Annotated in this window: 14 protein-coding genes; all 14 read right to left on the bottom strand. The window is 61.2% G+C overall.

All coding sequences use genetic code 11. From position 1 onward, the window contains the following. Positions 1-52 precede the first annotated feature (52 nt). The 14 genes from folE to QMY55_RS04120 all read right to left on the bottom strand — a co-directional run bounded on the left by folE (position 53) and on the right by QMY55_RS04120 (position 13,128). The gene (gene folE, locus QMY55_RS04185; protein ID WP_283487445.1) at positions 53-775 is read right to left on the bottom strand and encodes a GTP cyclohydrolase I; all 723 of its coding nucleotides are present in this window, start codon (positions 773-775) and stop codon (positions 53-55) included. 210 nt (positions 776-985) lie between these two features. Then, positions 986-1,750 carry an endonuclease/exonuclease/phosphatase family protein gene (locus QMY55_RS04180; protein ID WP_283488880.1) on the bottom strand — a complete coding sequence of 255 codons (765 nt, stop codon included), beginning with the start codon at positions 1,748-1,750 and terminating at the stop codon, positions 986-988. Positions 1,751-1,764: 14 nt separating this feature from the next. Next, entirely contained in the window at positions 1,765-2,298 is a 534-nt protein-coding gene (nudB, locus tag QMY55_RS04175) for a dihydroneopterin triphosphate diphosphatase (protein ID WP_283487444.1), read from the bottom strand. 51 nt (positions 2,299-2,349) lie between these two features. Beyond that, positions 2,350-3,144, bottom strand: a complete 795-nt coding sequence (locus tag QMY55_RS04170) for a CsgG/HfaB family protein (RefSeq protein WP_283487443.1) — start codon at positions 3,142-3,144, stop codon at positions 2,350-2,352. Between the two features lie 267 nt (positions 3,145-3,411). Next, the gene (gene aspS, locus QMY55_RS04165) at positions 3,412-5,217 is read right to left on the bottom strand and encodes an aspartate--tRNA ligase (protein ID WP_283487442.1); all 1,806 of its coding nucleotides are present in this window, start codon (positions 5,215-5,217) and stop codon (positions 3,412-3,414) included. A gap of 18 nt (positions 5,218-5,235) precedes the next feature. Beyond that, entirely contained in the window at positions 5,236-5,880 is a 645-nt protein-coding gene (locus QMY55_RS04160; protein ID WP_283487441.1) for a DUF502 domain-containing protein, read from the bottom strand. A gap of 14 nt (positions 5,881-5,894) precedes the next feature. Then, positions 5,895-6,167, bottom strand: coding sequence for an FmdB family zinc ribbon protein (locus tag QMY55_RS04155; protein ID WP_283487440.1), 273 nt, complete (start codon positions 6,165-6,167; stop codon positions 5,895-5,897). A gap of 100 nt (positions 6,168-6,267) precedes the next feature. Next, a complete protein-coding gene (locus QMY55_RS04150) occupies positions 6,268-7,719 on the bottom strand; it encodes a sodium:solute symporter family protein (RefSeq protein WP_283487439.1) in 1,452 nt (483 codons plus the stop codon). A gap of 36 nt (positions 7,720-7,755) precedes the next feature. Beyond that, a complete protein-coding gene (gene ubiB / locus QMY55_RS04145) occupies positions 7,756-9,324 on the bottom strand; it encodes a ubiquinone biosynthesis regulatory protein kinase UbiB (RefSeq protein ID WP_283487438.1) in 1,569 nt (522 codons plus the stop codon). Beyond that, complete coding sequence (locus QMY55_RS04140; protein ID WP_283487437.1) at positions 9,321-9,932, bottom strand: ubiquinone biosynthesis accessory factor UbiJ; 612 nt, start codon at positions 9,930-9,932, stop codon at positions 9,321-9,323. Before QMY55_RS04140 ends, ubiB begins: the two co-directional genes overlap by 4 nt. A 137-nt stretch (positions 9,933-10,069) precedes the next feature. Further along, the gene (locus QMY55_RS04135) at positions 10,070-11,074 is read right to left on the bottom strand and encodes a Tim44 domain-containing protein (RefSeq protein WP_283487436.1); all 1,005 of its coding nucleotides are present in this window, start codon (positions 11,072-11,074) and stop codon (positions 10,070-10,072) included. Positions 11,075-11,125: 51 nt separating this feature from the next. Continuing rightward, entirely contained in the window at positions 11,126-11,857 is a 732-nt protein-coding gene (gene ubiE / locus QMY55_RS04130; protein WP_283487435.1) for a bifunctional demethylmenaquinone methyltransferase/2-methoxy-6-polyprenyl-1,4-benzoquinol methylase UbiE, read from the bottom strand. A gap of 249 nt (positions 11,858-12,106) precedes the next feature. Then, positions 12,107-12,526, bottom strand: coding sequence for a DUF971 domain-containing protein (locus tag QMY55_RS04125; protein WP_283487434.1), 420 nt, complete (start codon positions 12,524-12,526; stop codon positions 12,107-12,109). Positions 12,527-12,687: 161 nt separating this feature from the next. Beyond that, positions 12,688-13,128: an HIT family protein gene (locus QMY55_RS04120; RefSeq protein WP_283487433.1), complete on the bottom strand. Its 441-nt coding sequence runs from the start codon at positions 13,126-13,128 to the stop codon at positions 12,688-12,690. Between the last annotated feature and the right edge of the window lie 4 nt (positions 13,129-13,132).

Raw genomic sequence — 13,132 nt, 5'->3', positions numbered from 1 at the left:
AAAGGCGTTGTCCCCCCGTGGGGGAAGGCACGAAGCGCCACAGGGGGATCATTTATTTTCTAGCTGCTATGAGCGACAGGAATTCGCGGCGCAGTTCGGAGTTGGTGAGGAAAGCACCGCGCATGACGGAGTTGAGCATCTTGCTGTCCATCTCGCGCACGCCGCGCCAGGACATGCAGAAGTGGGATGCCTCCATGACCACGGCCAGGCCGTCGGGACGGGTCTTGTCCATGATCAGGTCGGCCAGCTGGATGATGGCTTCTTCCTGAATCTGCGGGCGACCCATGATCCAGTCCACCAGACGGGCGTACTTGGACAGGCCGATCACATTCGTGTTCTTGTTGGGCAGCACGCCGATCCAGATCTTGCCGATCACGGGACACAGGTGGTGGCTGCAGGCGCTGCGCACGGTGATCGGGCCGACAATCATCAGCTCGTTCAGATGCTCGGCATTGGGGAACTCGGTGATCGCGGGTTGGTGCACATAGCGGCCGCGGAACACTTCGTTGAGGTACATCTTGGCCACGCGGCGGGCCGTGGCGCGGGTATTGTGATCGTGCTCGGTGTCGATGACCATGGAGTCGAGCACGCCCTGCATCTTCTCCTGCACCTCGTCCAGCAGCTTTTCCAGCTCGCCGGGCTCGATGAATTCGGAAATATTGTCGTTAGCGTGGAAGCGCTTCTGCGCTGCATGCAGCCGCTCGCGGATCTTGACCGAGACGGGCGTCCCCTCGGCTGAGTTGTCTTTTTTCATGTCGGCGAGATCTCTGAACATGGCAGGCATGGTACCAGCGAATAAACGACCCAAGGCCACAAAGGATTTGTCATCCCAGGCTGATTTAGAAGGCCCAGAAAGCTATTATTTCAGGAGCAACTCAGATCAGGCAGAGCCTAAACAAGAGACAGCAAGCAAGGGCCGCCCCGCAGCGAAGCTGTCGTCCCCCTCCTGAACAGAGGGGGAAGGCGCAAAGCGCCTCAGGGGGTGTTACAGCCTGAACTCTGCGATGAGGGGCAGATGGTCCGACATGCGCCACCAGATGCGCCCCTTGGGCACCTGCAGGCCCAGCGGCGTCAGCCCGCGCACATAGATGTGGTCCAGCTGGGCAATCGGCAGGCGCGAGGGATAGGTCAGTGCACCGCGATCGCCTTCGAACTCGAACAGGCCAAAGCCGGCCAGCATGCGCTTGATCTGGTTGCCCCAGTCATTGAAGTCGCCCGCCACCACCAGCGGGGCATTGGGCGGCACCTCGCGCTCGATGAAGCGATGCAGCTGGGCAATCTGGCGAATGCGGCTGCCATGAATCAGGCCCAGGTGCACGACGATGGAGTGCACGCGCTTGCCCTGAATATCCAGCTCCACATGCAGCAGGCCGCGCTGCTCGAAACGGTGGTCGGAGATGTCCTCGCGCTGGTAGCCGATCACGGGCCAGCGGCTGAGCAGCGCGTTGCCGTGCTCGCCATCGCGCGTGTAGGCATTGGTCAGGTAAACGGATTCGTAGCCTTCGGGAGCCAGATATTCGGCCTGGGGCACGCTGGGCCAGCGGTCGAAGTACTGCTCCTCCTTGCGATTCATCTTGCGCACTTCCTGCAGGCAGACGATATCGGCATCGAGCTGCTCCACGGCCAGTCCCAGATTGTGGATTTCCAGCCGTCTGGCGGGCCCCAGGCCCTGCACTCCCTTGTGAATGTTGTAAGTGGCCACACGCAGAATCTGCGGATCGGCTGCGGCGGACAACTGTGTTTCAGGCATAGGCTCAGGCTTGTTCATGGCTGCGGCAAACGGTCTTGGGCACCGGCAAGCTCCGGTGCGAAGCGCGGCAGCAGCAAAATCGCTTCGGCATTGGAAGAGGAAAAGCAGCGCCGGGCTGCTTCGCGCCAATCATGCCAATCATGTGCGGTGTGCTCTCTCGGATTCAAGTGCACAGGCATGTAGGACGGCACACGAAGCCCGAAGACTCTTTCATGGTTGTGCCAGACCCCTGGCGCATAGCGGTGCTGCCACTCTGGATAGATGGTGTAGATGTTCTCAAGTTCCCAGTCCGTGAGCTGGCAGCCTTCGGCCAGTGCATCGATACCGGTTTCTTCCAGCACCTCGCGCACGGCGGTCTCGCGCCAGTCTTCCTGAGCGCTGTCCTTGCTGCCGGTCACCGATTGCCAGAAATCCTCGCCCTGCGGCGCTGGCAGGGTGCGGCGCAGCAGCAGGACCTGTCCGCCCTCGCGGTAGATCACCACGAGCACGGATTCCGGAATCTTGTAGGGCCTGGGCAGTGGCCTGGATTCTTCGGACGATGAAGTCATGCCTCCATCCTACGCCTGGAGCATGACGGCAGGCTGAGCACGGCCATCGACTCAGGAGCGACCTGCCCTGGTGGCCACGGCCGGCGGCAGCTCCTTGGCCTGCAGCGCGCGCAGCTGGTGCACCAGCTGGTTGTGGGCATCGAGAAAAGCCGCTGCGATGACCTTGCCTTCATTGGTATTGCTCCAGCCCGCGCCGCCACCGCCGCCCAGCTTGCCCAGCACCAGGCCACCCACGCCCAGGTCGGTGGCGCGGGCCGAGCCGGTGGAGGCCGCCACCTGCTCCGTGGTTTCGGTATCGGTTAGAAACAGCGCGGTCTGAGCTTCCTTGAGCTTGACGTTCTCGGCCAGACCCGCCAGCCCGGCAATATCGCGCAACACGGGAATCATGGCGATGATGCCGGACAGGCCGCCGCCCGCATTCTGCTCGCTGAAGGTCAGGCTGGGCACCATCTGGTACTGGGCCTCGTAGCCCCGGCCCTTGTGCACCGTGCCGTTCTTGCGCAACACGCCCGAGTCGCGCAGCTCGCCCTCCTGGATCGTGCCCTGCAGGCCGGCGTTGCGGTCCACCACGCGGAAGCACCCGCTTTGCTGGGCCAGCAGCTTGATCAGCGGCACGGGCGTGGGCGGCAATTGACCGTTGCCGTGAGGCATGACATAGCCGCGCGGATTCTCCACCAGGGCCACGGTGGCGATGGGCGCATCGCATTGCTCCAGCGACTTGGCCGCGTGGTTGGCACCCAGCGGTCCGGCGGAGCCCGAGATCTCGGAGCCCCCCTGCCCCAGCTCGGTCTGCTGCTTGTTGCAGCCGGCCAGGGCCAAGCCTGTCAGCAAGGCTATTGCAGCCATTTTGAGAGCTGACTGCGCGCGTCCATCATGGATTTCAGGTATCAAATTCATGGAATATCAATAAAGACAGGCGGCTTCAGCTATTGATAGCCTAGCAACAACCAACAAATACCCTCACGCGCCCATTGACGTGTGGCCGCTGTCCCCGGTGGGGACCGCTTTTTGCCTTTGGGCGGCCCGGCAACAAAAAAGCGCCAGCAGCGAATTCGCTGTCTGGCGCCCGGACTATCGCACAAAGCCTCAAGGCCTTGTGCCGACAGCAATGCATCAAGCCTCGGTGGTGGTCACCATGGGGTTGCGCAGCTTGATGTGCAGCTCGCGCAGCTGCTTCTCATCCACGGGCGAAGGAGCCTGGGTCAGCAGATCCTGGGCGCGCTGGGTCTTGGGGAAGGCAATCACGTCGCGGATGGAGTCCGAACCAGTCATCAGCGTGATCAGACGATCCAGGCCGAAGGCCAGGCCGCCATGGGGAGGCGCGCCGTATTGCAGCGCATCCAGCAGGTAGCCGAACTTGGCGCGCTGGTCTTCGGGCGAGATGTTCAGAGCCGCAAACACCTTGGCCTGCACGTCGGCGCGGTGGATACGCACCGAGCCGCCGCCGAGCTCCCAGCCGTTCAACACCATGTCGTAGGCCTTGGCGATGCACTTGCCGGGGTCGGTGACCATCAGCTCCTCGTGGCCATCCTTGGGCGAGGTGAAGGGGTGGTGCACGGCCACCCAACGGTTGTCTTCCTCGTCATGTTCGAACATGGGGAAGTCCACCACCCACAGCGGCGCCCATTTGTCTTCGAACAGACCGTTCTTCTTGCCGAATTCGCTGTGACCGACCTTCAGGCGCAAGGCGCCGATGGAGTCGTTGACGATCTTTTCCTTGTCTGCACCGAAGAACAACAGGTCACCGTCTTGCGCGCCGGTGCGTTTCAAGATTTCAGCGATCGCCGCGTCATGGATGTTCTTGACGATGGGCGACTGCAGGCCGTCACGGCCCTTGGCCACTTCATTGACCTTGATCCAGGCCAGGCCCTTGGCGCCGTAGATCTTGACGAACTCGGTGTAGCCGTCGATCTCGCCACGCGAAATCTGGGCACCGCCAGGCACGCGCAGGGCCACCACGCGGCCACCCTTGGTGGTGGCAGGCACGGAGAAGACCTTGAAGTCCACGTCGCCCATGCAGTCGGTCAGCTCGGTGAACTCCAGCTTGACGCGCAGGTCAGGCTTGTCCGAACCGAAGCGGAAGGCCGCGTCCTGGTAGGTCATGATGGGGAACTCGCCCAGTTCCACGCCCAGTTGGGTCTGGAACACTTCCGTGATCATCTGCTGGAAGATGGCGCGGATCTCTTCTTCGTTCAGGAAGGAGGTTTCGCAGTCGATCTGCGTGAATTCGGGCTGGCGATCGGCGCGCAGGTCTTCGTCGCGGAAGCACTTGGTGATCTGGTAGTAGCGGTCGTAGCCGGCCACCATCAGCATCTGCTTGTACAGCTGGGGCGACTGGGGCAGCGCGAAGAATTCGCCGTCATGCACACGCGAGGGCACGAGGTAGTCGCGCGCACCTTCGGGCGTGGACTTGCCCAGCATGGGGGTTTCGATGTCGATAAAGCCCAGCTTGTCCAGATAGTTGCGCACCTGGATGGCGGTCTTGTAGCGCAGCATCATATTGCGCTGCATGACGGGACGGCGCAGGTCCAGCACGCGGTTTGTGAGGCGCACGGTTTCCGACAGGTTGTCGTCGTCGAGCTGGAAGGGAGGCGTGACGGAAGCGTTGAGCACGTTGAGCTCATGGCACAGCACTTCGATCTGGCCACTCTTGAGCTTGTCGTTGGTCGTGCCTGCGGGACGTGCACGCACCACGCCCTTGACCTGCACGCAGAACTCGTTGCGGATGCCTTCGGCGGTCTTGAACATCTCGGCACGGTCAGGGTCGCAGACCACCTGCACATAGCCTTCGCGGTCGCGCAGGTCGATGAAGATCACACCACCGTGGTCACGGCGGCGGTTCACCCAGCCGCACAGGGTCACGGTTTCGCCCATTTGGGCTTCGGTCACCAGACCGCAGTATTGAGAACGCATTGCCATGAAAAGTCTTCCTGCACCTTAGGGGTGCGACAAGGTTGTTTGTTTGGATTCTTCGATCAGGGCGAGGTCTGGCGGAGCCACCACACCCATCGAAACAATGTATTTGAGCGCCGCATCCACGCTCATTTCCAGCTCGATGCACTCGCTCTTGCGCACCAGCACGAAGTAACCCCCGGTGGGGTTGGGCGTGGTGGGCACAAAGACGCTCACATATTCATCGCGCAGCAGGGCCGCCACTTCACCGCTGGGCTGACCCGTGACAAAAGCCACGGTCCATACGCCCTCGCGCGGCCACTGCACCAGCACGGCGGTGCGAAAGGCATTGCCGCTGTCGGAGAACACGGTATCCGAGACCTGCTTGACGCTGGAGTAGATGGAGCGCACCACGGGAATGCGGCGCACCAGCGCATCGCCCCAGCCCACCAGCTTGCGGCCGATGAAGTTGCTGGCAATGCCGCCGACCAGCAGCAGAATCAGCAGAGTCAATATGACGCCGAAGCCCGGGATATGCATGCCCAGCAATTTGTCGGGCTGCCAGGCCTCGGGCAGGATTGCCAAGGTCTGGTCCAGGGTTCCTATGATCCAGTTGAGCACGCCCAGCGTGATCACCAAGGGAACGATGACCAGCAGGCCGGCAATCAACCACTTGCGCAATGCAGACATAGTGTGAGTGAGCCTCAGGAATTGGCGGTGGCAGGAGCAGGAGCGGCTGCAGGCGCAGCAGCACTGTCAGTGGATGGAGAGCTGCTTGCAGCCGGTTTGCTGCCGCTGTTCTTGAAGTCCGTGGCGTACCAGCCAGAGCCCTTGAGCTGAAAGCCCGGGGCTGTGAGCTGCTTGGAAAAGGCCTCGGCCCCGCAAGCTGGGCACACGGTCAGCGGCGCGTCCGAGATTTTCCGCAGCACATCCTTGGCGTGGCCACAGGAGCCACACTTGTATGCATAGATAGGCATAGCGCTAAAACGAGGGAAGTGCAAAAACTCTCAATTATAGGCGCCGACCCTTGTTTTGCTGCATTGCAGCGACATCTCCGACAGCGCCCGGATTTTGGATTCAGGCTTTGGCCTGCGTGTAGTTCTCGATTTCACGCTGGTGATTGCCAATCCATTGCGGCAGCAGGGAGCCCGCCACCATGCCAAAGACAGCCGACAAAAGACCAGCCAGCTGCTGTGGGAAAGACTGGTTCAGCACCGGCGTGACCATGAAGACCAGCCATACGCCAATGCCCAGAACCACGGCGCTGATGGCCCCCTGAGTCGTGGCGCGCTTCCAGTACAGACCAAAGACCAGAGGCACGAATGCCCCCACCAGCGGCACCTGATAGGCACTGGCCACCAACTCATAGATCGGCGTGCCCTGCATCAGGATGGAGTAGCCCAGCACACATGCAGCAAACACCAGCACGCTGATACGCATGGTCTTGAGGTTGTCCTTGTCCGTGGTGTACGGACGGAACTGGCGCCAGATGTTCTCGGTGAAGGTCACGCTGGGCGCCAGCAAGGTAGCCGAAGCACAGGACTTGATGGCCGAGAGCAGCGCGCCAAAAAACAGCACCTGCATGGCGAACGGCATCTTGTCCATCACCAGGGTAGGCAGCACCTTCTGCGGATCTTCGGCCAGCAGGGCCGTGGCTTCCGTCGGCATGATGATGAGCGCACTGGCCACGAGGAACATGGGCACAAAGGCAAAAATCACATAGCAGGCACCGCCGATGATGGTGCCGCGCACGGCAGACTTCTCGGTATCGGCCGACATCACGCGCTGAAAGATATCCTGCTGCGGAATCGAGCCCAGCATCATGGTCACGGCAGCGCCGATGAAGAACACGATTTCATGCAGCGAAGGCTCGGGCAGGAACTTGAACAGATCGCGACTGGTGGCCAGATCCACCACCTTGCCGGCACCGCCGGCCATGTCGCCAGCGAAGAAGGCCAGCACCAGCAGACCCAGCACCAGGATGATCATCTGCACAAAGTCCGTCACGGCCACGGACCACATGCCACCGAACAGCGTATAGACCAGCACCGAAAGCACGCCGATCGTCATGCCCATGGGAATACTGACCGCGCCCCCCGAAAGCAGGTTGAACACCAGACCCAGCGCCGTGACCTGGGCCGAGACCCAGCCCAGATAGCTGAGCATGATGATCATCGAGCAGATCACCTCGATGGCTCGGCCATAACGCGCGCGGTAGTAATCGCTGATGGTCAGCAGATTCATGCGGTAGAGCTTGGCCGCGAAAAAGGCCCCCACCAGAATCAGGCACATGCCCGCGCCGAACGGGTCCTCCACCAGGGCGTGCAGACCGCCCTCGATGAACTTGGCAGGTACGCCCAGCACCAGCTCGGACCCGAACCAGGTCGCGAAGGTGGTGGTGATGATCATGTACAGAGGCAGATGACGCCCGGCAATGGCAAAGTCGGCCGTATTTTTCACCCGCTTGGCCGCCCACAGGCCAATGCCTATGGTCACAAACAGGTAGACGATCACCAATGAGAGCAGCACGCTGGCACTCCTGTTGCAGAAATTGGAGGTTGTTTGTTAGAAGCGGACGCGCAGCAGAATCTGCAGCACCACCAGACCGATGACGAAGCCAATGCCGCCGCAGAGAATGGCCTGCAGCAGACGGTTTGTGGTCTGTTGTTGTTTGAGCAGCTCTTTGAGCAAATCATCGTGCTCGCGGTCTGCGCCCTTGCTGGACAGGTACTGGTGCAGTACACGCGGCAGATCGGGCAGGATTTTCGCGTAGCGCGGAGCCTGCGCCTGGATTTCGCGCCACAGGCGCTGCGGGCCCATCTGGTCCAGCATCCATTTTTCGAGAAATGGTTTGGCCGTGCTCCAGAGGTCCAGATTGGGGTCGAGCTGACGGCCCAGCCCTTCGATATTGAGCAGGGTTTTTTGCAGCAGCACCAGTTGCGGCTGTATCTCGACCTGGAAGCGGCGCGAGGTCTGGAACAGGCGCATCAGCACCATGCCCAGCGAAATTTCTGCCAGCGGGCGATCGAAATAGGGTTCACACACGGCGCGTATGGCGGCTTCCAGCTCTTCCACACGGGTATTGGCCGGCACCCAGCCGCTTTCCACGTGCAAGGCAGCCACACGCTTGTAGTCGCGGCGGAAGAAGGCCAGGAAGTTCTGCGCCAGATATTCCTTGTCGAATTCGGTCAGCGTGCCGACGATGCCGAAGTCCAGCGAGATATAGCGCCCGAAGGTCTCGGGCTCCAGGCTGACCATGATGTTGCCCGGGTGCATGTCGGCATGGAAGAAGCCGTCGCGGAACACCTGGGTGAAGAAGATGGTCACGCCATCGCGCGCCAGCTTGGGGATGTCGACACCGGCTTCACGCAGGCGCTCGACCTGGCTGATGGGCACGCCCTTCATGCGCTCCATCACCATCACATCGGTGTGGCAGTAATCCCAGAAGATTTCGGGAATCAGCACCAGATCCAGGCCTTCCATATTGCGGCGCAATTGCGCAGCATTGGAGGCTTCGCGGATCAGGTCCAGCTCGTCGTGCAGATAGTTGTCGAACTCGGCAACCACCTCCCTGGGCTTGAGCCGCTTGCCGTCGTGCGAGAGCCTTTCCAGCCAGCTCGCCATCATGTGCATCAGCGCCAGATCCTTGTCGATCACGGTCTTCATGCCGGGGCGCAGCACCTTGACTGCGACCTCGTGCTCCACACCGTTCTTGTCACGGATCACGGCAAAGTGCACCTGGGCGATCGAGGCACTGGCCACAGGCTCGCGCTCAAAGCTCACGAAAATCTGATCGAGCGACTTGCGAAAGGACCGCTCTATGGTGTCCACGGCAATCTGCGAATCAAACGGCGGCACACGATCCTGCAGCTTGGCCAGCTCTTCGGCCACATCGGGCGGCATCAGGTCGCTGCGCGTGGACAGAACCTGACCGAACTTCACGAAGATGGGGCCCAGCTCCTCCAGTGCCTCACGCAGGCGCTGGCCGCGCGGCTTGTCGAGCTTGCGGCCAAAGGTGAGCACGCCACGCAGCTTGCGCAGCGCCGGATGGGGCAGACCGGAGAGCACCAGCTCGTCCAGGCCATAACGAAACACCACCCAGAGGATGGCCCAACCTCGCAGAAAACGGCTCATGGCTGTGTGTAATCACCGCCCGGCATGGAGGCCACGGGCACTGTGCTGGCGGTATTGGCTTCGGTCGCTGTCGCTGCGGCCTTGCCACCCATGCGTGCGCCCACAAACTGGCGCAGCCCCTGGGAAGCTGTACGTGCCACCTTGGCGATGGTGTGCGCCGGCACGTCGCCGATCACCCGCGCCAGGTCTTCTTCCACATCCCACTTGACGTTGTCCACAAGCCAGTTGATCTCGGCGGCAAACTGCACATCGCCTTCGATGCGAATGGAAGGCTTGTCACCACGCAGAGCGGTTTGGGCCAGAGAGAAAGGAGATGTCTCGGTCACTTCCAGCATCAGGTCTGGCGTGGCGTCTTCGGGAGCGACATCGAACAGGCCAGCTGGCGTCACCAGCAAAGCCACCGAATACTGGCGCCATTGCACGCGCGCAATGCGGCCCTTCTGACGCACGAGGCGATCCATGGCCTCTTTTTCCTGCATCAGCACATGATTGAGGAACAGCACCAGACGCTGGTGCATTTCACTCACCAGCCATTGGGGAGCCTGAGGTCCGGCCATCGCGCGTTCGACGAGACCGCCCAGAAAAGAAAAAGGGGACTGTGTTGCCATAGCCCCCGATTATTCATGAAATTGATTCCCCCCTGTGGCGCTACGCGCCTTCCCCTGAGGGGGACGGCACCTTCGCGGCGGGGCGGCCCTTGCTCGGCGCCCCTTAGCTGGGGCATGCCTGCTTGGGCCGTCGCTGCTTATTGCAGCGCCTGCACGCCTGCCACCAGCCAGCCGCTGGAGCCGCTCTTGGGCTTGGTCATGTTCCAGACTTCGCGGAACGGGCTTGGACCTGCGGAAGCATCTTCGCGGATCATGCCCGAGAACTCGACACTGGCCATGTAGTCGTTGCCCAGATCCTCGATACCCAGCAACTGGGCATCGATCATCAGGACTTCCGTGTGATTGGGCTCGCCCGGGCGCTGTGCTTCGCGTTCGGACAGCTGCGAGCGGATCTCGGTCAGCATTTCGTCGGTCATCATGGCGCGCAGCGACGTGATGTCGGAGCGGTCCCAGGCAGACTGCAGGGACACAAAATTGCGCTTGGCGGCCGTGAGGAAGCCCTCGGCATCGAAGCCGGGAGGCACGCCCCAGCTTTGCGAGCCGGAGAGCGCCGAGCCGATCATGGAGCCGCCAGCAGCAGCCTGGGGCAGATGGTCTTGCTCCCAGGGGCGAGCCGATGCATCGTTACCCACCTTCTCGGGGTTGTACTGGCGAGCCTGAGGCGCGTTGACGTTGCCGCCCATATTGCCGGCACCCGCGGGCGCAGCGCCCTGGAAGGCAAAAGGACTGCTATTGGCCTGAGCAGGCGCTGCATTGCGGCGGCGCATGATCATGCCGATCACCGCCATGGCCACCATGGCCAGCAAAGCGATCAGCAAAATATTGCCGAAGGCTGCACCCAGGCCCAGGGAGTTGGCCAGCCAGGCCAAGCCCAGGCCTGCAGCCAGACCGCCGAGCATGGCGCCCCATGGCTTCTTGGGAGCAGCCGCAGGTGCAGGAGGCGTTGCAGCACGGTTTTGCTGGGCAGCATTCTGCTGAGGAGCCTGCTGGGGGTTCTGGGCGGGAGCACGAGAAGCTTCACGCTGGGTGACATTGCCGGACTGCTTGCCGAACGACGAGCCGCCGCCCATGCGTTTTGCATCGGCCTGGCCATGGGCCACGACCAGCATTGCCACCAAGGCGATTGACCACAATTTTTTCATCTCATCTCCCTTCTTCTGGAAAGTCGCTACAAATCTGCGCACAAGGCGCTCTCAACACTTGATTCCCACATGCAAGGCACAGACGCCTCCTGTCATGTTGTGATAGTCCACATGGCCAAAACCGCATTGCTGCATCAAGGCCTTGAGCTCCTTCTGGCCAGGGTGCATGCGAATGGACTCGGCCAGATAGCGGTAGCTTTCCGCGTCGCCGGCAATCAGCTTGCCCATGGCAGGCAGCACCTTGAACGAATACCAGTCATAGGCTTTCTCCAGGGGCTTGGCCACCTTGGAAAACTCCAGCACCAGCAGCTTGCCGCCGGGACGCAGCACGCGGTTCATTTCCTTGAGCGCGGCATCCTTGTGCGTCATATTGCGCAGGCCGAAGGCCACGCTGACCAGATCGAAATAGTTGTCGGGAAAGGGCAGCTTTTCCGCATCGCAAACCATGGTGGGCAGGATCACGCCCTTGTCGGTCAGGCGGTCGCGCCCCACGCGCAACATGGCTTCGTTGATATCGGTGTGCACCACCTGCCCCGACGCGCCCACTTTCTTGGAGAAGGCCAGGGCCAAGTCTCCGGTACCGCCTGCGATATCCAGCGCCTTGTCACCTTCCTTGAGGTTGGCCACCATCAAGGTATAGGCCTTCCAGGCGCGGTGCAGACCACCGGACATCACATCGTTCATGACATCGTATTTGGACGCCACGGAGTCGAACACACCGCGTACGCGCGATGCTTTCTCGCTTTCATCAACAGTCTGGAATCCGAAGTGTGTGGAGCTCATAACAAAGAATGCTAAGCAGGCAGTGCTTGCGCGTACAGCGACAACCCCGTATGACTACAGGCTTTGAAGCACTATGGTTTTTTGAAAGAATTGGCCTTGCGCGCTTGGTACGCCTGCGCCATAAGCTATTGGAAATATAGCACCAGCCTCAATAACCCTGCGTACAACGCATGGGTGATGTGGTGCAAGAGGGACGCTGCCGCAGGCTTTTGGCGCTGCTGGCAGGCCCTGAAAAGTCATATCTCAATCTCAGTGCATGCTGCAGCCATGGCCGCTGGCGCCCTTCTCGGGCATGGGTGTGTCGCGATCCAGACCCGCCTCCTGCAGGCGCTGCAGATATTGCTGCCACAGCTCATCCTGCTGGCTGCCCAGCTGGTACAGGTATTCCCAGGTGAAAAGACCGCTTTCATGGCCGTCGCTGAAAAAGGGCTTGATCGCGTAGTTGCCTACGGGCTCGATGGTGTTGATGCCCACCTCGCGCTTGCCGGTCTGCAGCACTTCCTGGCCGGGGCCATGACCCTGCACTTCGGCCGAGGGCGAATACACTCGCAGCAGCTCGAACGGAATGCGGAAGGTCTTGCCGTCCGAGTAGGAAACCTCCAGCACACGCGATGCTCCGTGCACGGTCAGGGATTTGGGGGTGGGAGTATGGGCTTGCAATCCGGCCATGACTTTCTCCTATTCAATGCGTAAAAGGGCAGCCTGGAGCTGCCCTTTGAATCTCCAGCCAGGAGACAAAAACACGACTTACGCAAATTCGGATCAGACATGGCGTTTCCTCCATAGAAATGCCCGTTGTGCATCCTTGTTTGCGTAAGTTCTAAAAAACTTCAAGCGGCCCAGCGCGTCAATGCCTCTTGCAGCGCTGCGTCCACTTGCGGCAGTTGCTGGGCAAGAACTGCTTCCCTCGCTTCATCGCGTGGCCGCTGGGCCTGCGCCCAGACGGAGCCCGGGAAATGGCTATCCCAGTCATAGCGCGCGATCACATGCCAGTGCAGATGCGCCACCATATTACCTAGCGCTGCCAGGTTGATCTTGGTAGGCGAGAGCTGCTCACGCAGCACCTGCTCCACCACGGCCACAGCGTCCATGCACAGATTGCGGTCTGGCGCGCTCAGATCCGAGAATTCAGCCACATGGTCGTTCCAGACCACGCGATAAAAACCGGGAAAGCCGGCTTCCGCTGCGCGGATCACGCGCAGCTTCTCACCGCTCCAGATCAGTGCGCCGCCGTCGGTTGCACACAGAGGACAGTTGTCTTGATGGCTCATGGCG

It is taken from the genome of Comamonas resistens (assembly GCF_030064165.1).
Classification (GTDB): domain Bacteria; phylum Pseudomonadota; class Gammaproteobacteria; order Burkholderiales; family Burkholderiaceae_C; genus Comamonas; species Comamonas resistens.
Note: the sequence above shows the minus strand (reverse complement) of the source record. Positions and strands in the feature narration are given on the sequence as shown.